The sequence below is a fragment of the Micromonospora sp. NPDC048898 genome, assembly GCF_043198035.1.
Taxonomy (GTDB): domain Bacteria; phylum Actinomycetota; class Actinomycetes; order Mycobacteriales; family Micromonosporaceae; genus Micromonospora.
In genome coordinates this window covers 186,904-206,560 of sequence record NZ_JBICUF010000014.1, presented here as the reverse complement: position 1 = coordinate 206,560, position 19,657 = coordinate 186,904, and the positions used below count along the sequence as shown (strand labels likewise).

Below are 19,657 nucleotides of genomic sequence, written 5' to 3'. Positions count from 1 at the left end.
GATCAAGAAGTCCACCGCCCTCGTGGGGCGGGAGCCTCCTTGATCGATGCTGGGTGGGCCGGGGTCAGCCGCTGGGTGGGCCGGGGTCAGCCCTTGGGCTGGATGATCTGCGCGCGCAGGGTGGCCAGCAGGGCGGCGCTGTCGGCCAGGGAGAGCCGGGTGAACACCCCGGTGGCGATGCTGCCGTGGTCGACCGAGGTGCAGACCACCACGTCACCGCCATCGGACTGGCCGACCGCGCAGCGCTCGTGCCGGCCCCGCACGCCGGTGTCCACGCTCTCCGGGGTGTCCAGGGTGTAACGGTCGGTGAGCCGGCTGATCTCGGCCTCCGCGTCCGACTCCGGGCTCAGCCGAAAACCCGTGCCGCCGAACACCGTCACCTGCTTGCCCCCCGAGGTGGAGTAGACACCGGCGAAGGTGTCCTCGGCCAGCAGGTGCTCGTTGCGTACCTCGTTCTCCAACTGCCGGGCGGCCTCCGCACTGCGGTTGTCCTGACGCAGGCTCAGATCGTCCACCTGGGCGGGGAGGGCGGCCTGCACCGGGTACTGGGCCGAGATCGGGAACCCGTAGTAGGCGGGGCAGCCGCAGCAGCAGGCCAGGGTGAGCAGCAGAAGCCAGGGCCAGCGGCGACGTTTGCGGACCGGCACCGGCACGTACCCCTTGGGTGCCTGCCAGCCCGGCGGCGGCCCCGCCGGTGGCGCCACCTGTGGGGTGGCGGACCGCTTGCCCCGGCGCTGCTTCGGCACCCGGGGCGCCGGCGTGGGTGGCGGCGCGGGCGGCGGCGACATCGGCCGGGTCGGCATCCTCGGCTCGGTGGCCCGTGGTGGCCTCGGGGCGGCCGCCGGAGACACCGGGTGCGACCCGACCGAGCGAGTGGGTTGGCTGGGCCACTGCCGGGTCGCCGGCGGTGTCGGATGCGGCATCGTCGGGGGCAGGTGGGGAAACGGCGGCAGCTCGGCGGAGGGCAGGTCCCAGCCGCCGGTGTCCACGCCGGCCCACGGGTCGACAGGCGTCTGGTGCTCCGGCGGCCCCACCGGCGCGGGCGGCGGGGTCGGCTCGGCAGACTCGCCCCACACCCGTCGGCGCGGCAGCGGGGGCGGCACCGGCGCCGAACCGCTCCACCTGGGCGCGGGGGTCTCCGCGGTGGTGGCGGGCTCGGACCGGCCCGAGGCCGCCGGCTGATCCGGAGACTGGGGCTGCGTCGGCGGTGCCGGCTGGTCCGACGTTGCCGGCTGGTCCGACGCTGCCGGCGGGTCCGGCTGGTCCGACGCTTCCGGCTGGTCCGACGCTGCCGACGGTGCCGGTGGTGCCGGCTGGTTCGACGGTGCCGGCTGGTCGGACGCTGCCGGCTGGTCGGGCGGTGCCGGCTGGTCCGATGCTTCCGGCTGGGTCGGCGGGTCCGGCTGGTCCGGCGGTACGGGTGGGGAGGCCGGCTTGTCGGCCGACGCCGGATCCCGGTCCGGCGCCGAGCCGGGGGTGTTCCCGTCGGCCGGCCGTGCTCCCGGCTGGGGCTCGGGCATCGCGGCAATCTCCTCTCACGCCGGTCCGAGGTTAGTACCGCGTCGCCACCGCCAGGCGGGCGCGTACCCTTGGGCATCATGAGTGCCCCGTCCACGACGCCGCGTGCGGCCGCGACCAACTCTCGCGACGACTCCAGCTCGGCGTCCCTGACGCCGAGCCGTGACCTTGAGCCGTCCGTCTGGTCCCAGCTCGAGCCGCTGCTGCCCCAGGTTTCCAAGCCCATCCAGTACGTCGGGGGCGAGCTGGGTGCGGTGACCAAGGACTGGGCCGCGGCGACCGTGCGCTGGGCGCTGATGTATCCCGACGCGTACGAGGTGGGCCTGCCCAACCAGGGCGTGCAGATCCTCTACGAGGTGCTCAACGAGCTGCCCGACACCCTCGCCGAGCGGACGTACGCGGTCTGGCCGGACCTGGAGACGCTGATGCGCACGCACGGCGTGCCGCAGTTCACCGTCGACGCGCACCGCGCCGTCCGCGACTTCGACGTGTTCGGCATCTCCTTCTCCACCGAGCTGGGTTACACCAACATGCTCACCGCGATCGACCTGGCCGGCATCCCGATGCTGGCCGTCGACCGCACCGACGCCGACCCGGTGATCGTGGCCGGCGGACACGCCGCGTTCAACCCGGAGCCGATCGCCGACTTCATCGACGCCGCGGTGCTCGGCGACGGCGAGGAAGCGGTCCTGGAGATCACCGCGATCGTCCGGGAGTGGAAGGCCGAGGGCTCCCCGGGGGGCCGCGACGAGCTGCTGCTGCGGCTGGCGCGCACCGAGAGCGTCTACGTGCCGCGCTTCTACGACGTCGACTACCTTCCGGACGGGCGGATCCAGCGGGTCGTGCCAAACCGGGCGGACGTGCCGTTCCGGGTGCACAAGCGCACGACGATGGACCTGGACGCCTGGCCGTACCCGAAGAAGCCCCTCGTGCCGCTGGCCGAGACGGTGCACGAGCGGTACGCGGTGGAGATCTTCCGGGGTTGCACCCGGGGTTGCCGGTTCTGCCAGGCGGGCATGATCACCCGTCCGGTGCGGGAGCGGTCGATCACCACGGTCGGGCAGATGGTCCGCGAGGGCCTGGAGTTCTCCGGCTTCAACGAGGTGGGCCTGCTGTCGCTCTCCTCGGCCGACCACTCCGAGATCGGCGACATGTGCTCGGGCCTCGCCCAGCAGTACGAGGGCACCAACGTCTCGCTGTCGCTGCCGTCGACCCGGGTCGACGCGTTCAACATCGACCTCGCGCAGGAGTTGTCCCGCAACGGTCGGCGGACCGGCCTGACCTTTGCTCCGGAGGGCGGGTCGGAGCGGATCCGCAAGGTCATCAACAAGATGGTGTCGAAGGAAGACCTGATCCGCACGGTCGTCACCGCGTACACCAACGGCTGGCGGCAGGTGAAGCTCTACTTCATGTGCGGTCTGCCCACCGAGACCGACGAGGACGTCCTCGAGATCGCGGAGATGGCCCACGAGGTGATCCGGGCCGGTCGTGCCGCCACCGGTTCCAAGGACATCCGCTGCACGGTCTCCATCGGCGGGTTCGTGCCGAAGCCGCACACCCCGTTCCAGTGGGCCGCGATGGAGCGTCCGGAGGTCATCGACCACCGCCTCAAGATCCTCAAGCAGGCGATCAACGCGGACCGTTCGCTGGGCCGGGCCATCGGCTACCGCTACCACGACGGCGAGCCGTCGCTGATCGAGGGGCTGCTATCCCGGGGTGACCGCCGGGTCGGCTCGGTGATCCGCAAGGTCTGGGAGAACGGCGGCCGGTTCGACGGGTGGAGCGAGCACTTCTCCTACCAGCGCTGGGTGGACGCGGCGGCCGAGACGCTGCCCGCGTTCGGGGTCGACCTCGACTGGTACACGACCCGGCAGCGCGAGGAGTTGGAGGTCCTCCCCTGGGACCACCTCGACTCCGGCCTGGACAAGGACTGGCTCTGGCAGGACTGGCAGGACTCGGTCAGCGAGTTCGAGCAGGACGACTGCCGGTGGACGCCCTGCTTCGACTGCGGTGTCTGCCCTTCGATGGACACCGAGATCCAGATCGGCCCCACCGGCAAGAAGCTGCTGCCGCTCACCCCGCTGGGCGGCAACGGCATGCGGGTCCCGGCCGGCGACGGTGTGCAGGTCTCGGCCGGCGACCACCCGGCCTGACCGCCCGCGGCGGTGACCCACCACCGTCCACACTCCACCCGACGGGCCCGCGTTCTCGCGGGCCCGTCGGCACCTGTCGGGCCGCACGGCGCGCCACCAGCCGGTCCCGCCCGCCACCAGCCGGTCCCGCCCGTCATCAAGCCGGTCCCCCGCCATCGACGAGAGTCGGTGCGACGTGGTGGCGACCGGGGCTGCCCCGACTGGGCCACTGTCGATACGCTGCGTCTGACATGGACCGACCCGGCGGGTCGGTAACGGGGGAGGAAGCTCATGGGGACCATCCCGCCGCCGAACACCGGCGATCTACACGTCAGCGTCGAGGACCTGAACGCCGCGGCGGCGTACGTCGAGCGGCTGAAGCAGTACGTCGACGACACCATCATCTACGAGATGGAACGCGTCAAGGAGCGGATGAAGGGCGACAGCAACAACGCCCAGGCCGTCCCGAACGGCACCCCCTTCGGCGCGTACGAGGACGCCCGCATGCAGTGGCAGGCGCTGACCAAGTCGACGGCCAACATGGAGTTGCACCTCAAGACGCTGTCCCAGCGGCTCGCCTCACTCAAGCAGGGCACCGAGGACATCGCCAAGGCATTCGGTGACACCGAGGCGCGCAACGGCGCCAACGGCAAGGAGATCGAACGGCTGCTCGAGTCGGCGGCTCCGCCGCCCGCTGCCGGCGGCGCGCCCACCTACCCGTACACGGCCTGAGGGGGACGTCATGGCTGGAGGAACCTGGGAGCGGTGCGTCCGCGAGGTGACGCTCTCCGCGGACCCGGAGACGGTCGGATCGGTCGGGCAGGGGTGGGGAAACCTCTCCTCCGGCCTGACGCAGCTGCGGGACGCGCTCGTCGGCCGATCGTTCGTCGGCCCCATCGCCACGGGTCAGGAACGCCCGCACGTCGGTGGCCTGCCCGGGATGCTCGCCGGTTGGAAGGGCAGCGGCGGTGACGCCTACCGCGAGCACCTGGGCGAGATCGGTAAGCAGATCGAGGATCTGATCACCGATGCGACGAACGTCAGCGGCGCGTTGGCGCGGATCGAGACGGACATCCGCACGGCGGTCGCCTCGATCCCGGTCCCACTGGGGGACGACTTCGGCATCAACGAGTGGAGCCTGCCCAACGGCACCGAGCTCGACGACGCCCGCGACGGCGAGAGCGCGTCGGGTTTCCTCGCCGCGCTGCGCAAGGACTACCAGAGCAACCCCGGGTCGTACGCCGACGGCGCGTTCCGCGACAAGGCCGACGACCTGGAGGCGACCATGAAGGTCGACGGCCAGGCGGGTGACCAGAAGCGGGGTGGTTGGTGGGACACCAAGGACCACCTCGACAACTGGTACCGGGACAACCAGCAGGCGGCCAACACCGCGATGTCCCCGCTGCCCCAGGCCGTCTACACCGAGCGTCCCAAGCTGGTGGTCAACGAGCCCTCGCCCGTCTCGGACGACTACCGTCCCGACGATCGCGTACCGCCGAAGAGTCGATCTGACATCGGTGGCGGCGGTGGCGGTGGTGGTGGCGGCATCGGCGGCGTCCCGGACATCGGCAGCCGGCCGCCCGGCGGCGGCGCCGACTTCAGCGGTGGGCCGACGTCGGTCGGCGGCCCGTTCTCGCCGTCCGGTGCCGGATCCACAGGTGGTGACTCCGGCTCGTTCACCCCTGGGTCCACCGGATCGGGTTATCCGGGTGTCGACGACGGCTACAGCACCGGCCTGGCCGGTGCCGCGCCCAGCAGCATCGGCGGCGTGGGTGGCGGTTACGGCGGCACCGGTCTCGGCAGCGCCGGTCTCGGTGGGGCCGGCGGTGGTTTCGGCGGTGGCGTGGGCGCCGGCGGGATCGGGGCCGGCGGTGGTGGCCTGGGCGCGGCCGGCGGGATCGGCGTGGGCAGCATCCCCGGCATGGTGGGTGGCGGCAACGGCAAGGTGCCGCCGATGACGAGCGCGGCGAACGCGCTGCGCGCCGCCGCCGGTGCGGGCGGCCCCGGCATGGCGGGCGGCGCGCGTGGCGGCGCCGGGATCGGCGGTGCCGGCATGATGGGCGGCGGCATGATGGGCGGCGCGGGTGGCGCCGGGCAGGGCGGTGGTACGGGCTCCGAGCACTCGTCGTGGTTGACTGAGGACGACGATCCGTGGGGCCCCGGTGACGGCTCGTCCCCGGGCATCCTGCGATGAGGACGGACGGATGAGGGTGAACGTCGCAGCGCTCCGGCCGGCCGCGGCCTGCCTGCTGGTGGGGCTCCTGGTGGTGGGGGCCGCCCAACCGGCGGTCGCCGCGCCCCGGCGGGCCGAGCAGTGGTATGTGGACGAGCTGCGGATCGAGCAGGCGCACGAGCTGTCCACCGGGCGGGGCGTGGTCGTGGCCGTGATCGACAGCGGCGTGGACGCCAACCATCCGGAGCTGAAGGGCCAGGTGCTCCCCGGTGGCCGCAGCGACGGCGGCAGCGGAGACGGCCGGACCGACGCGCAGGGGCACGGCACGCACATGGCCGGCATCATCGCGTCGACGAACGCCACCTCCGACGGCGTCGAGGGCGTCGCTCCCGGTGCCAAGATCATGCCCATCAAGCTGGACGTGTCCGGCGATGTGGGTTACGACGAGGCGGCGGTCAGCCTCGGCATCCGGATGGCCGTCGACGGTGGCGCCAAGGTGATCAACATATCGCTGGGCAAGCCGTCGGCCGTCACTCCCGAGGAGGAGAGCGCCCTCAGGTACGCCCTGGAGCGCGACGTCGTCGTCGTGGTGGCCGCCGGCAACACCGCCAAGGGCAGCGTCAAGGTCGATACTCCCGCCAACGTCCCCGGCGTGATCGCCGTGACCGGGACGACCCGCGGCGGCAGGTTCTGGTCCGGCTCGGTCCAGGGCCCGGAGGCGGTGGTCGCCGCACCCGGCGATGACATCTACAACGCCGGCCGGGACAAGGGCTACGGCTGGGGTGACGGCACCTCCGACTCCACGGCGATCGTCTCCGGTCTGGCCGCGTTGGTCCGATCGAAGTACCCGAACCTCGACGCCGCCAACGTGATCAACCGGATCATCCGCACCGCCCGGGACTCCGGTCCCGCCGGCCGCGACCCGCAGTACGGCTTCGGCCTGATCGACCCGGTGGCCGCACTGAGCGCGAACGTGCCGCCGGTCACCGCGAACCCGCTGCTCGGCCCGCCCGCCGCGACCGCCGACCCGGTGCCGACCCGGACTGCCGACGCGGCCGAGGAGTTTGACGTCACCCAGCACGGCGACCGCGGTGGTCCCACGGACCAGCAGGTCATGGTGGTCGGCATCGGTGTTGCGGTGGTGGTGGTGCTGCTGGTGGGGCTGACGGTGTTCCTGATCTGGAACCGACGTCGGTACCGCCGTGAGGCGGCCCTGGCGGCCAACGTCCCGGAGCACCTGCTCGACCAAGAGCCTCCCGGCGGATACGGGCCACCAGGCACCGGTTACTCCCCGCCGTCCGGTTACCCGCCACCCGGCGCTGGTTACGCGCCGCCGTCCGGTTATCCGCCACCCCCGGGGTACGCCCCGCCCAGCGGCGGATACCCGCCACCGTCCGGCCACGCGCCGCCGGGTTACGGCCCGCCGGGAGGCGCACCGCCGCCGCCCCCACCGGGGAGCGGCAACCGGTCCTGATCATGGTGGCCGGCCGGATGACCTTCGGGTCGCCCGGCCGGCCATCGGCGTTCCGGCAGGTGAACGTCGCGGTGTCGACCGGTTTGGACCGGTTCGCCGGGGCGGGACGACCGCCCCGGGTGCGGGCCGGCGCGGGCCCTGCGCCAGGATGGTTGGACACGCAGGTCCACCCGAGGAGCCCACGATCGCCAGAAAGCCTCAACCCGAGGGCGGCCAGGCACCGGTCGTCCAGCGCGTCCGCATCCGGTACGCCAAGCGCGGACCGCTGCGGTTCACCTCGCACCGGGACTTCGCCCGGGCGTTCGAGCGCGCGCTGCGCCGGGCCGCCGTGCCGGTCGCCTTCTCCCAGGGCTTCCACCCGCACCCGAAGATCTCCTACGCCAGTGCCGCGCCCACCGGGGTGGCGAGCGAGGCGGAGTATCTGGAGATCGCTCTCCAGGCGGCGGTCGACCCGGAGCAACTGCGGGCCGCGTTGGACGCCGCGCTCTCGCCGGGGCTGGACGTGTTGGACGCCGTGATCGCCGAGGGCGGCAACCTGCCGGACCGGATCGAGGCGTCGCACTGGCACATCGAGTTGCCCGAGGTGGAGACCGCTGTGCTCCGTGGCGCGGTGGACGCCTTCCTCGCCGCGGACGAGGTGCTGGTCGAGCGGATGACCAAGCAGGGTCGACGCACCTTCGACGCCCGCGCCGCGGTGATATCCGTCGATGTCCTCGTGCCAACGCCGACGCCTTCCGGGGTGCCGGCCGTACCGTGTGCGATACTCGAACTGGTCGTGCGGCAGGTCACCCCGTCCGTACGGCCCGATGACGTCCTTTCCGGCCTCCGCGTGGTGGCCGACCTGGAGCCGCCGGTTTCGCCGAGGGTGACCCGGCTGGCTCAGGGCACGTTGACCGCGCAGGGAGCGATCGTGGATCCGTTGGATGCGGACCGCGACGGGGCAGCCATCGTTGGGCACTGACCGACGGTCCGTGCTCTGGCAGGCAGACTTCGGCGGTCGCGCACCACGCGCGCCCGGCGGAAACACTTTTGCGGCGACCCTGCGTGGCAGCGCTCACCCGCGCCCGGGGCAGCCAGAACTGGAGAACGTCCATGCTCGAGAACGAGCCCGAGGGCGGCGAACGGACCGGTTCACAGCCGGCCGGGGAAACCGCCGACCAGAGCACCACGGCCGACGGCGCCACCGCTGTCGGTTCGGCGTCGGTGGACCCGGGTGGCGCGGAGAGCGCCGAGCCCGCCGCGCCGGCACGACGCACCCGGTCGACCCGCCGGCGGGCCGCCCCGCTGAGCCAGCCGGAGCAGACCGACGCGCCGGCTGAGGCGTCCACCGGCGAGACCGGCAGTGCCGAGTCGCCGCAGGCGGAGGTCTTCGCCCCGATCTCCGGCGACCAGGACGTCGCCCCCAAAACCCCCCGGCGCCGCCGCAAGGCCACCCCGGTCGAGACGACCGCCGAGGAGCCGCTCGTGGCCGCCTCCGCGGAGTCGGCCTCGGCCGACGTGGTTCCACCGGTGAAGGTGACCCGCACCCGGCGCAAGAAGGCCACCCCGGCCGCCGTCGAGGAGCCGCCCGCGATCGAGGAGCCGGTCGCCGCGGAGCCGGTCGCGATCGACGAGCCGGTCGCCGAGGAGTCGGCCGCCGAGCCGCCGGTCGTCGCCGAGGAGCCGGCGGAGTCCGATCTGCGCGAGGCCGAGGCCGAGCTGACCGACACCCCGACCGCGCCCGAGTCGCCCTGGACCAGCTCCGGTGAGGTGTCACCAGGTGTCGCCGTCTCCGGTGTGACAGCTGAGCCGAACGAGCCGGCCGAGGTCGAGCCGGAGCAGCCGCGTACGCGTCGTCGGCGGGCCGCCCTCTCCGCGCCCACCGTGCTGTTCATGGCACCCCAGCCGGACGCCGTGCCGGTGACCCGGCCGGTCGAGCCCGCTCCCGTCGCCGAGGAGCCGGCGGTGGAGGAGGCCGCGGAGCCGTCCCGCCGCCGTCGGCGTGGTCGCCGTGAGGCCGAGCCGGTGGAGCCGGTCGAGGCGATCGAGGCCGAGGAGGAGCCGACCGAGGAGGCCGACGAGGCCGCCGAGGCGGATGAGGACGACGAGGACAGCGCCGCCGCGCGCCGTCGCCGCCGGCGTGGTCGTCGGGGCCGGGGTCGGGGCAAGGGCGGGGCCGACGACGCCGAGGACGAGGATTCCGAGGAGGCCGCGCAGGCCGACGAGGAGGAGACCGCCGAGGTCGAGGCCGAGGGTGACGAGGACGAGGAGTCCGAGGGCGGTGACGGCCTGACCCGTCGCCGCCGGCGTCGTCGTCGCCGGGGAGCGGGCGACACGGAGGGTGCCGCCGACGACGGCGTACCGACCGTGGTCAAGATCCGCGAGCCGCGTCGGACCGTCGACGAGGTGCAGGGCGTGTCCGGTTCGACCCGGTTGGAGGCCAAGCGCCAGCGCCGCCGCGACGGTCGGGAGCAGCGGCGTACACGGCCGCCGATCCTCAGCGAGTCGGAGTTCCTGGCGCGCCGGGAGGCGGTCAACCGGGTGATGGCGGTTCGCCAACGCGGTGACCGCACCCAGATCGCCGTCCTGGAGGACGGGGTGCTCGTCGAGCACTACGTCACCCGCAACTCCTCCGGCACGATGGCCGGCAACGTGTACCTGGGCAAGGTGCAGAACGTGCTGCCCAGCATGGAGGCGGCGTTCGTCGACGTCGGCCGGGGCCGCAACGCAGTGCTGTACGCCGGCGAGGTCAACTGGGACACCTCCGGTCTGGAGGGGCGGGCCCGCTCGATCGAGCAGGCGCTGCGCTCCGGCGACTCGGTGCTGGTCCAGGTCACCAAGGACCCGATCGGGCACAAGGGCGCGCGGCTGACCAGCCACATCGCGCTCTCCGGCCGGCACCTGGTCTACGTGCCCAACGGCAACGCGTCCGGGATCAGCCGCAAGCTGCCGGACAACGAGCGCAAGCGGCTGCGGGACGTGCTCAAGAAGCTGGTCCCGGACGGCGCGGGCGTGATCGTCCGGACGGCCGCCGAGGGCGCCACCGAGGACGAGCTGGCCCGTGACGTCAAGCGGCTCCAGGCGCAGTGGGAGGACATCCAGGCCAAGGCCGCCGAGGGTGGCGCCCCGGCGCTGCTCTACGGGGAGCCGGACCTGGTCATCCGGGTGGTCCGGGACCTGTTCAACGAGGACTTCCGCGAGCTGGTGATCGAGGGCGAGCAGTCGTACGACATCGTCGAGTCGTACCTGTCGCACGTCTCGCCGGATCTGGTCGACCGGGTGCGTCGGCACGTCGGCACGAGCGACGTCTTCGCCGAGTACCGGATCGACGAGCAGATCATCAAGGGCCTGGACCGCAAGGTCTTCCTGCCCTCCGGTGGCTCGCTGGTGATCGACCGTACCGAGGCGATGACGGTGGTGGACGTCAACACCGGCAAGTACACCGGCTCCGGGGGCAACCTGGAGGAGACCGTCACCCGCAACAACCTGGAGGCGGCGGAGGAGATCGTCCGTCAGCTCCGGTTGCGGGACATCGGCGGCATCGTGGTGATCGACTTCATCGACATGGTGCTCGAGTCGAACCGCGAGCTGGTGCTGCGCCGACTCACCGAGTGCCTGGGCCGCGACCGCACCAAGCACCAGGTCACCGAGATCACCTCGCTCGGTCTGGTGCAGATGACCCGCAAGCGGATCGGCGCGGGTCTGCTGGAGGCGTTCAGCGAGACCTGCGAGTGCTGCAAGGGTCGGGGTGTGATCATGCACACCGAGCCGGTGCCGGAGAAGGCACGCCCGGCCGGTGCCGGGGAGAAGGTCAAGGCCGTCGCCTCGTCGGTGGCCGCCGCCCCGGCCGCCGAGCAGGGCACCGCCTCGTCCCGGCGCCGGGCACGCAAGAACGCCCCGGTCGAGCGGGCCGCGGTCGAGATCGTCGACACCGACACCGACATCGACACCAGCGCCGAACCGGACGCCGACTACCAGGACACGATGGGCTACGACCTGTCGCGCTACGAGTCGGACACCGCCGCCGCGCCGGCGATCTCCGACAGTCAGCAGGGGGAGTCGGCTCGGCTGGCCGCGGCGGACGACCCGGACGCGCTCGCCGACGGTGAGGGCGACGAGGACACCACCGAGGGTGGTACCGGCCGCCGCCGTTCCCGCCGGGGTGGCGCCCGTCGACGGACCCGCCCCTGACCCCCCTGACCGGCCACGTGTTTGGCGAGGTCCCTTCCCCGGCAAAGTGACGGGGAAGGGACCTCGCCGTCGCTGCCACCCCGGCCCAGAGTCGGCCGTCCCGGGTCAGGAGAAGAAGATGCGTCGTCTGCTTGCCGTCACCGCACTGGTCACCGTGCTCTTGGGCACGGCGGGGTGTGACACCGGCCGGCCGGTGGGCGTCGGGCCGACCGGTGTGGCCACCGAAAGCGCCGGTGACCCGTCCGCCCTGCCGGCCAGTGGTGGCGCGGCGGGGGGCGCCACGGAGGTCTGCGCCGCCGCCCAACAGGCCAGCACCACCGCCGTCCGCACGTACGTGGCGGAGCTGGGCCGGATGGTCGCGGCGATCGGGGCCGGAGACAGCGGCACCGCCGAGGCCGCTCGCGGACGGGCCGAGGCGGCGCTGGCCGGCTGGCGGACCGAGCTGCGCAAGCAGTCGGAGCGGGCCACCGATCCGCAGCTCAAGACTCTGCTCACCGACCTGGGCGCCGAGGTCGCCGCGCTCGGTGCCGACGTCGAGTCGATCGACGAGACCGAACTCGACAGGCTCCAGCAGCGCCTCGATCAGCTCTGCGCGCGCTGACCAGGGCCTGTTTCGTCAGGGCGGCCAGTCCCGATGAAACAGGCCCTACGACGGGCCGGTTTGGGGTCCGGGCCGGCGATGGCGTACTCTTGCCTGCGGCCCACCTTTGGTGTGCCGAGTTCCCGTGTGCCCGCGCCGCCGTGCACTGCTACCCGGCGAGCCGCCGCGGGGACGACCGCCAGCAGCCTCAACGACAGGGAGTCCGCCTCCGATGTACGCGATCGTCAAGACCGGCGGCAAGCAGTACAAGGTCGCCGAGGGCGACGTGATCGAGGTCGAGAAGCTCACCGGTGCCCCCGGTGACGCGGTGAAGCTCACCGCGGTGCTCCTCGTCGACGGTGACGACCTGGTGACCGACGCGGCGAAGCTTGCCGAGGTCGCGGTGTCCGGCGAAATCGCCGCGCACACCAAGGGCCCGAAGATCCGGATCCACAAGTTCAAGAACAAGACCGGCTACCACAAGCGCCAGGGTCACCGCCAGCCGTTGACCCAGGTCAAGGTGACCGGCATCTCCAGCGGGAAGTAGGTCGTCCTCCAATGGCTCACAAAAAGGGTGCGTCCAGCTCGCGTAACGGTCGTGACTCCGCGGCCCAGCGACTTGGCGTGAAGCGCTTCGGTGGTCAGGTCGTCAGCGCCGGTGAGATCCTCATCCGGCAGCGTGGCACCAAGTTCCACCCCGGTGACCTGGTCGGCCGTGGCGGCGACGACACGCTGTTCGCGCTGTCCGCCGGTGCGGTCCTCTTCGGCACCAAGCGCGGTCGTAAGACCGTCAGCATCGTTCCGCAGCAGTAGTTCTCTTCGCTCAAGCGGGCCGCGGACCTCCGGGTCCCGGCCCGCTTAGCCTTTTTCACGCAGTGCGGGGTCGGACCTCGCTGGAAGGATTGACGCCGTGGCAACGTTCGTTGACCGGGTCGTTCTGCATCTGCAGGCCGGCGATGGCGGGCACGGCTGTGTCTCGATCCACCGCGAGAAGTTCAAGCCCTTCGGCGGGCCGGACGGCGGTAACGGCGGGCACGGCGGCAGCGTGTCCCTGGTGGTCGACCCGCAGGTCACCACCCTGCTCGACTTCCACTTCCACCCGCACGTCAAGGCCGACAACGGCAAGGGCGGCGCCGGGTCGAACCGGGACGGGGCCAACGGCCGCACCCTCGTGCTGAAGGTGCCCAACGGCACCGTGGTGCAGACCACCGACGGCACCGTGCTGGCCGACATGGTCGGCGCCGGCACCACCTTCGAGGTGGCCCGGGGCGGGCGCGGCGGGCGGGGCAACGCGTCGCTGGCCAACGCCAAGCGCAAGGCGCCGGGCTTCGCCGAGCTGGGTGAGCCCGGTGACCAACTGGACATCGTGCTGGAGCTGAAGAGCGTCGCCGACGTGGGCCTGGTGGGCTTCCCGTCGGCCGGCAAGTCGTCGCTGATCTCGGTGATCTCCGCCGCGAAGCCGAAGATCGCCGACTATCCGTTCACCACCCTCGTGCCCAACCTCGGCGTGGTCCGGATGGACAACCACACCTTCACCGTCGCCGACGTGCCGGGTCTGATCCCCGGCGCGGCCAACGGCAAGGGGCTGGGCCTGGAGTTCCTGCGGCACATCGAGCGGTGCGCGGTGCTGGTGCACGTCATCGACTCGGCGACCCTGGAGCCCGGCCGCGACCCGGTGGCCGACATCGACGCCATCGAGGCCGAGCTGAGCCAGTACGGCGGGCTGGCCGACCGCCCCCGGCTGGTGGCCGTGAACAAGGTCGACGTGCCGGACGGGCGGGACCTCGCCGAGATCGTGCGCCCCGACCTGGAGGAGCGCGGCTACCGGGTGTTCGAGGTTTCCGCGGCCACCCGCGAGGGGCTCAAGGAGCTCACCTACGCGATGGCCGAGCTGGTCGAGGCGGAACGCAAGGCCGCGCCTCCGGCCGAGCCGACCCGGATCGTGATCCGTCCGATCGCGGTGGACGACGACGGCTTCACCATCAGGACCGAGGCGGACGGCTCGTTCACCGTTCGTGGTGTCCGGCCGGAGCGCTGGGTCAAGCAGACCAACTTCGACAACGACGAGGCGGTCGGCTACCTCGCCGACCGGCTGGCCCGGCTCGGCGTGGAGGACAAGCTGGCCAAGGCCGGTGCGGAGCCCGGTGACCTGGTCCGGATCGGTGAGCGCGAGTTCGACTGGCAACCGACGCTCTACGCCGGCGTCGATTTCGTGCCCGGCAACCGGGGCACCGACGTCCGCCTGGAGGAGAAGTCGAACCGGCTCTCCGCGGCGGACCGGCTCGCCGCCCGCAAGGCCCGCCGGGTGCGGTCGGCGGACGAGGTGGGCGCGGACTCGTCCGACGACCTCGACGACCTCGACGATGACAACGATGACGACGCCGAGTAGTCCGTTGCGCTCCGTGATCGGGTTGATTTCCGGAAACCTTCGCGAAATCCACCAGTCCTAGCGTGGGGTGATGTTGATCGAGTCTCGGCCCGCCACCGATCCGGAGATCGCCGCTTTGGTCATCGCGCAGCAACGTGAGCTGCGTGCGGCCGATGGCGGATTGGACGGGCAGGTCTTCGTCCCCCACGACGACGTCCGCTACCTGGCGGCGGTGGTGAACGGTCGGGCGGTCGCCTGTGGCGGGCTCCAGACGATCGATGCCGAGACCGGCGAGATCAAGCGGATGTACGTCCGGCCCGCGTACCGGGGGCGGGGGATCGCCCGGCAACTGCTGGCCGCGCTGGAGGAGTGCGCGTTCCGGCAGGGGCACTCGGTGGTCTGCCTGGAGACGGGCACCTACCGGCCGGCGGCGATCGCGTTGTACACGTCGTGTGGCTACCACCAGATTCCGGTCTACGGCGAGTACGTGGGCAACCCGTACAGCATCTGCTTCGCCAAGCGACTGCCGGTCGCGGCCTGACAGCTCAGGCGCCGGTGGTGGCGTGCGCGACGGTCACCGGCTTCGACTCGGGCGAGGCGTGCTGGCGAAGGACGATGCTCAGCAGGATCAGCGCTCCGACGGCGAGGAACTCGCTCTGCCAGTTCTGCATGGACTGGAACCAGAAGTCGCTGGTGCCGAGGAACTCCCACACGCCGATCGGTGGCGCCCCGCTCTGCAGCGCCTGCTCCTGGTTGTAAGCCGCGGTGCCGCCGAGCAGGTGACCGACGAACGAACCGGCGAAGATCAGCAGCAGCGCGAGGGAGAGGCTGTTGCGGTAGATCACCAGTGGGAGGCCGCCGACGCGCACCGGCCAGGGTGACTGCGGGGTCGCCCGCCGCTCGTCGTCCTCCGGCCGGTCGGTCTGGTCCACCGGCTTCGACTCGGCCGAGCCCCGCTGCACCAGATGCGCGGTGAGCAGCACGTACCCGCCCATCTGGAGGAACTCCGACTCCCAGTTCTCGAAGACCGACTCGACGAAGTGCCCACTTGTCAGGTACGCCGGCCAGCTCAGTGGCGCGGCCCCGAACTCGGTCAGCTCCTCGTTGTGGGTCTGCCAGCCGAAGACGCTCTGCAGCACCAGGAAGACCAGGAACGCACCCAGCATGGCGACGGTCAGTGCGTTGTCACGTAGCCAACGAGGCATGGTCGTACCTCCTTCGCTGATCGACTTACCCCGGTGCGCGCGACCGCGAAACCCCGAATCTCCAGGTCAGTGCCGGTCGGCCGGGTTGTCCAGGCGCCCGCCGGTGCCCGCCTGGTTCGACAGCAACAGCCCGAGCGCGAGCATCCCGAAGCCGAGTGCGAGATGCAGCCAGTTGTCGGCGTCGTTGACCGGCAGGATGTTCGCCCCGCTCTCTGCGTCGACGGCCTCGATGCCCAGGCCGTACAGCCAGAGCGCGAGGTAGATCGCGCCGCCGGCGGCCAGGAACACGCGGGCGCCGGCGACGCTGCGGGCCAGCACCAGGCCGGCCAACCCGAACAGCAGGTGCACCGCGTTGTGCAGGATCGACACCTGGAACAGCCCGAGCAGCCGCGCGTCCGAGTGGTGCCCGGCGAATCTCAGCTCCCCGTAGTCGGTGGTGACGCCGGGAACGAAGCCGAGGATGCCGATCAGCAGGAAGACCCCCGCCACGACCAGCGCGGCCACCTGCACCCGGGGTCGGGGGCCCGCCGGTCGGCCACCTCGCACGCCTCGTGCCATCGCTGCCCCCTCCGTGGATCTGCCAGCCTCGCGAACCGCACTGTCCGCGGCGGCGACATGACGCAGCCCGACGATCCTCCATTTTGAAGTCGATCCGGCCACCCCCGCAGAGAAATGCGCGAAGAGGTATGGAAGCCGAAACGCAGGGTAGGGGGTTTGTCAGCGGCTGTGGCGACACCACCGCATCCCCCAGCACAACCGCGACGACTTTCTGAGCGGAAGGGACATCATGTCTTACGATCTTTCACCCACGTCTTCCACGTACGGGCAGGCGTCGACGAACGGCGGCGGCGTCCGTGACCAGGCCCGCCAGGTCGGCGCCGAGGCCGCGCAGGCCGGCGGCGCGGTCGCCCAGACCGCCAAGGAGCAGGGCACCGAGGTCGGCCGTGAGGCGGCCCGGCAGGCGCGCAACCTGTACGGCGAGGCCCGCACCCAACTCGCCAGCCAGACCGGTGAGCAGCAGCGCCGGGCGGCCGGTGGGCTGCGGTCGCTGGCCGACGAGATGCGCTCGATGGCCGAGCAGGGCGGCCAGGCCGGTCCGGTGACCGAGCTGGCCCGCCAGGCCGCCGACCGGGTGCACGGCGTCGCCGGCTGGCTCGAGCAGCGCGAACCGGGCGACCTGCTCACCGAGGTACGCGACTACGCGCGGCGCAACCCGGGCACCTTCTTGGTCGGCGCGGCCGTTCTCGGCGTGTTGGCCGGCCGGCTCACCCGTGGCATCTCCGCTGCCGGCGACGACTCCGGCAACGGCACCTCGACCTATCGGGGTGCCGGGGCGTACGACCCGGAGCAGACCGCCGTGATCCCGACGCAGCCGCCGGCGCCCCGTGCGGTGCCGGACGCCGTACCGCCGGGCGGCTACCTCGACCCGACGCCCGGCACGCACACCGAGCCGACGTCCGGCGGCTACGCCGCCCCGACGCCCGGCAGCTACGCCGCCCCGGCGCCCGGCGGCTACGCCGACCCCAACGGGGGCGGCTACCCGGAGCACTCCGGCACCGGGCAGCCGCTGCCGCCGGTGCAGCAGACCGACCCGCTGCCGGGCGTGCCGTCCAGCGGCAGCACCCGCCCGTGAGCCGCCGACTCGTCCGAAGGGAGGCGACGGCATGAGCATGCCGACGCAGGGGCCCGGCCTGGGCTCCGGTTACCACCCCGACGCGGGTGCTCCGCACACGGCGGCGGAGGTGAAGGGCAGCTCCATCGGTGAGCTGATGCGTCAGGTGACAAGTGACCTGTCGACGCTGATGCGCCAGGAGGTCGAGCTGGCCAAGGCCGAGATCCGCCAGGAGGGCAAGAAGGCCGGCAAGGCCGCCGGGCTCTTCGGCGGTGCCGGCTTCGGCGGCTACATGGTGGCGCTCTTCGTGTCCATCGCCGTGTGGCAGTTCCTGGACAACGTCATGGACTCCGGTCTGGCCGCGCTGATCGTGGCCGTCATCTGGGCCGCCGTCGCCGCCGTTCTCTACTCGATGGCGAAGAAGAACGCCCAGCACGTACGCGGGCTCAAGCAGACGAACGACAGCGTGCAGCGGATTCCCGACGCGCTCAAGCCGCACCCGGAGGGAGTCACCCGATGAGCACCGATCCCGAACAGATCCGCCGGGAGATCGAAGCCACCCGAAACAGCCTCAGCTCCGATGTGGACGCCCTGGCGTACAAGGTCAGCCCCAGCCGCATCGTCGACGACCGCAAGCAGCGGGCCCGTTCCGCTCTGCAGAATGTGAGGGACAAGGTCATGGGAACCGCGTCTGACCTCGGCCACGGCACCGGTCAGGCCGCCCACTCGGTGGGCGACCGCGCCTCGTCGGCGGCCTCCAGCGTCAGCGACGCCGCGCACTCGGCGGCGACCTCCGTCAGCGACGCCGCGCACAGCGCGCCGCGGGTGATCCGGCAGAAGTCCCAGGGCAACCCTCTCGCCGCCGGTCTGATCGCGTTTGGGGTCGGCTGGTTGGCGTCGTCGCTGATCCCGGCCTCCCACCGCGAGCAGCAGGCCGCGACGCAGCTCAAGGAGCGGGTCGGCGAGCACAGTGGCGCGGTGAAGGAGAAGCTGGGGGAGGTGGCCAACGAGCTCAAGGAAGAGCTGCGTGAGCCCGCCCAGCAGGCCGCCCAGTCGGTGCGGTCCACCGCTCAGGACGCCGTGCACGCGGTCAAGGACGACACCAGGTCGGCCGCGTCCGACGTCAAGGACCAGGCCCAGCAGGCCCGACACCAGGTCAGCCCCTAACTCCACCCGCACGAACCCCGACGACAGCTCGCGGCCACCATCCCGGTGCCCGCGAGCTGTCGCCCCCCATCCCCAACCCCGCTTCCGCTCCCGCCCCGCCGATCTTGCAGTTTCTGTCGCGGGTTTGTCCTATTGCGGGACGTCTTGTCGCGACAGGAAGTGCAAGATCGCGCGGGTTGGGGGGTGGTGTGGGGCGGGGTTGGCAGCTCGGCGGATGCGGGTGTCGCCGTAGCGGACGCCGCCACGCAGGAACCGCTGGGCTAGGGCCAGCCAGCCGCACGCCCCGCGCTCCAGCAGCCAGAGTGGGGCCGCCAGGGCGGTGGTTGGCGGAAACACCCGGTCGCCGCCGGCGCGACGACGACCCGCCTCGGCCAGGGCGACCACCCCGGCCGCCGCGCCGAGCAGCAGCCGGGGCCGGCGCGACGCGACCGCCGCCGCCAGCCCCGGCAGGACCGCGAGCGCGGTCAGCAGGCGAGCCGGCTGGGCCAGGTCGTCGTACGCCTGGCGGACCCGTTGGCCACGGAAGTGCGCGGCGTCCGGCGGTAGGCGGCGGACGTACAACCAGGCCGGCCTGGCCTCGACGCCGCCGTACCCGCGCACCGTACGGATCAGCTCCAGGTTCTCGAAGAGCACGTCCGGGTCGTACCCGCCCATGGCGAGGAAGGTGCCGCGCCGCACCGCGAGGGTGCCCGGGTAGTCGTCCCCGAGCGCTCGGTTGAGCAGCGTCCGACCGGTGTCCCACCAGGCGTGCCAGGGCAGCGGGTCGAAGTAGTTCTGCGGTCGCACGAGGTCGACCCGGCCCAGCAGCCGGTGCACGGCGGTCAGCCCGGTCTCGTCGTACCGGACGTCGTCGTCGGCGATCACCACGTGCTCGTGGTCCGCCGCGCGGACGCCGGTGCGTACGCCGATCACCTTGCCGTTGAGCCCACGCTCGCCGGGGTCGGGCGGGACGTGCCGGACCAGCCCCCGCCAGGCGTCGGCGTGCCGCGCGAACAGGTCCGGTGCGGAGCCGTCGACCACGATCACCTCGACCCGTTCGGCCAGCCACCGCAGGTAGCCGGTCAACTCGGCCAGATCGCTGTCCGCGTGCCAGCGAAGCGGCAGCACGTACGTCATCGGCAGGTGGACCGGCGACGTGCCGGCGCGGTCGTGGCCCGCCCGGCATACGGCGCGCCGGGCGTCACCAGCTGGGCTGAACAGGGACATCGCTGGACCTCCTCGGCGGGACCGCGGTGCACCGGTGGCTGAACAGCACCTG

18 protein-coding genes are annotated in these 19,657 nt (G+C 72.1%); 14 read left to right on the top strand and 4 right to left on the bottom strand.

From position 1 onward, the window contains the following. Positions 1–86: 86 nt before the first annotated feature. Positions 87–1,520, bottom strand: coding sequence for a hypothetical protein (locus tag ACGFIQ_RS28745; RefSeq protein WP_393248599.1), 1,434 nt, complete (start codon positions 1,518–1,520; stop codon positions 87–89). 78 nt (positions 1,521–1,598) lie between these two features. Here ACGFIQ_RS28745 and ACGFIQ_RS28740 point away from each other — a divergent pair, with 78 nt between their 5' ends. The 11 genes from ACGFIQ_RS28740 to ACGFIQ_RS28690 all read left to right on the top strand — a co-directional run bounded on the left by ACGFIQ_RS28740 (position 1,599) and on the right by ACGFIQ_RS28690 (position 14,956). After that, complete coding sequence (locus tag ACGFIQ_RS28740) at positions 1,599–3,671, top strand: TIGR03960 family B12-binding radical SAM protein (RefSeq protein WP_393248598.1); 2,073 nt, start codon at positions 1,599–1,601, stop codon at positions 3,669–3,671. 270 nt (positions 3,672–3,941) lie between these two features. Continuing rightward, positions 3,942–4,382, top strand: a complete 441-nt coding sequence (locus tag ACGFIQ_RS28735) for a hypothetical protein (RefSeq protein WP_393248597.1) — start codon at positions 3,942–3,944, stop codon at positions 4,380–4,382. A 10-nt stretch (positions 4,383–4,392) separates the two neighbouring features. Then, on the top strand, positions 4,393–5,844 hold the full coding sequence (locus ACGFIQ_RS28730) for a WXG100 family type VII secretion target (RefSeq protein WP_393248596.1): 1,452 nt from the start codon (positions 4,393–4,395) through the stop codon (positions 5,842–5,844). A gap of 10 nt (positions 5,845–5,854) precedes the next feature. Beyond that, positions 5,855–7,297, top strand: a complete 1,443-nt coding sequence (gene mycP, locus ACGFIQ_RS28725) for a type VII secretion-associated serine protease mycosin (protein WP_393248595.1) — start codon at positions 5,855–5,857, stop codon at positions 7,295–7,297. 148 nt (positions 7,298–7,445) lie between these two features. Further along, a complete protein-coding gene (locus ACGFIQ_RS28720) occupies positions 7,446–8,258 on the top strand; it encodes a TIGR03936 family radical SAM-associated protein (protein WP_393248594.1) in 813 nt (270 codons plus the stop codon). Positions 8,259–8,389: 131 nt separating this feature from the next. After that, positions 8,390–11,467 carry an Rne/Rng family ribonuclease gene (locus ACGFIQ_RS28715; RefSeq protein WP_393248593.1) on the top strand — a complete coding sequence of 1,026 codons (3,078 nt, stop codon included), beginning with the start codon at positions 8,390–8,392 and terminating at the stop codon, positions 11,465–11,467. Between the two features lie 118 nt (positions 11,468–11,585). Next, positions 11,586–12,068, top strand: coding sequence for a hypothetical protein (locus ACGFIQ_RS28710; protein ID WP_393248592.1), 483 nt, complete (start codon positions 11,586–11,588; stop codon positions 12,066–12,068). 211 nt (positions 12,069–12,279) lie between these two features. Continuing rightward, a complete protein-coding gene (rplU, locus tag ACGFIQ_RS28705) occupies positions 12,280–12,594 on the top strand; it encodes a 50S ribosomal protein L21 (RefSeq protein WP_007464063.1) in 315 nt (104 codons plus the stop codon). A gap of 11 nt (positions 12,595–12,605) precedes the next feature. Continuing rightward, complete coding sequence (rpmA, locus tag ACGFIQ_RS28700; protein WP_074313740.1) at positions 12,606–12,860, top strand: 50S ribosomal protein L27; 255 nt, start codon at positions 12,606–12,608, stop codon at positions 12,858–12,860. 97 nt (positions 12,861–12,957) lie between these two features. Beyond that, the gene (gene obgE / locus ACGFIQ_RS28695; protein WP_393248591.1) at positions 12,958–14,436 is read left to right on the top strand and encodes a GTPase ObgE; all 1,479 of its coding nucleotides are present in this window, start codon (positions 12,958–12,960) and stop codon (positions 14,434–14,436) included. Positions 14,437–14,506: 70 nt separating this feature from the next. Further along, positions 14,507–14,956, top strand: coding sequence for a GNAT family N-acetyltransferase (locus tag ACGFIQ_RS28690; protein WP_393248590.1), 450 nt, complete (start codon positions 14,507–14,509; stop codon positions 14,954–14,956). Between the two features lie 4 nt (positions 14,957–14,960). Here the strand turns inward: ACGFIQ_RS28690 and ACGFIQ_RS28685 are convergent, their stop codons facing one another. Together ACGFIQ_RS28685 and ACGFIQ_RS28680 are read right to left on the bottom strand one after the other, a co-directional pair. Next, positions 14,961–15,620 (bottom strand): DUF6766 family protein, encoded by a 660-nt coding sequence (locus ACGFIQ_RS28685; RefSeq protein WP_393248589.1) that lies wholly within the window; start codon positions 15,618–15,620, stop codon positions 14,961–14,963. 66 nt (positions 15,621–15,686) lie between these two features. Continuing rightward, positions 15,687–16,178, bottom strand: a complete 492-nt coding sequence (locus tag ACGFIQ_RS28680; RefSeq protein WP_393248588.1) for a DUF4383 domain-containing protein — start codon at positions 16,176–16,178, stop codon at positions 15,687–15,689. A gap of 229 nt (positions 16,179–16,407) precedes the next feature. Here ACGFIQ_RS28680 and ACGFIQ_RS28675 point away from each other — a divergent pair, with 229 nt between their 5' ends. Genes ACGFIQ_RS28675 through ACGFIQ_RS28665 form a run of 3 tightly spaced genes read left to right on the top strand, consistent with a single transcriptional unit; the run spans position 16,408 to position 18,399 of the window. Beyond that, on the top strand, positions 16,408–17,253 hold the full coding sequence (locus ACGFIQ_RS28675; protein ID WP_393248587.1) for a hypothetical protein: 846 nt from the start codon (positions 16,408–16,410) through the stop codon (positions 17,251–17,253). Between the two features lie 31 nt (positions 17,254–17,284). After that, positions 17,285–17,752, top strand: a complete 468-nt coding sequence (locus tag ACGFIQ_RS28670; protein WP_357076997.1) for a phage holin family protein — start codon at positions 17,285–17,287, stop codon at positions 17,750–17,752. Beyond that, complete coding sequence (locus ACGFIQ_RS28665) at positions 17,749–18,399, top strand: DUF3618 domain-containing protein (RefSeq protein WP_393248586.1); 651 nt, start codon at positions 17,749–17,751, stop codon at positions 18,397–18,399. Before ACGFIQ_RS28670 ends, ACGFIQ_RS28665 begins: the two co-directional genes overlap by 4 nt. Before the next feature lie 129 nt (positions 18,400–18,528). Here the strand turns inward: ACGFIQ_RS28665 and ACGFIQ_RS28660 are convergent, their stop codons facing one another. Further along, complete coding sequence (locus ACGFIQ_RS28660; protein ID WP_393248585.1) at positions 18,529–19,605, bottom strand: glycosyltransferase; 1,077 nt, start codon at positions 19,603–19,605, stop codon at positions 18,529–18,531. Between the last annotated feature and the right edge of the window lie 52 nt (positions 19,606–19,657).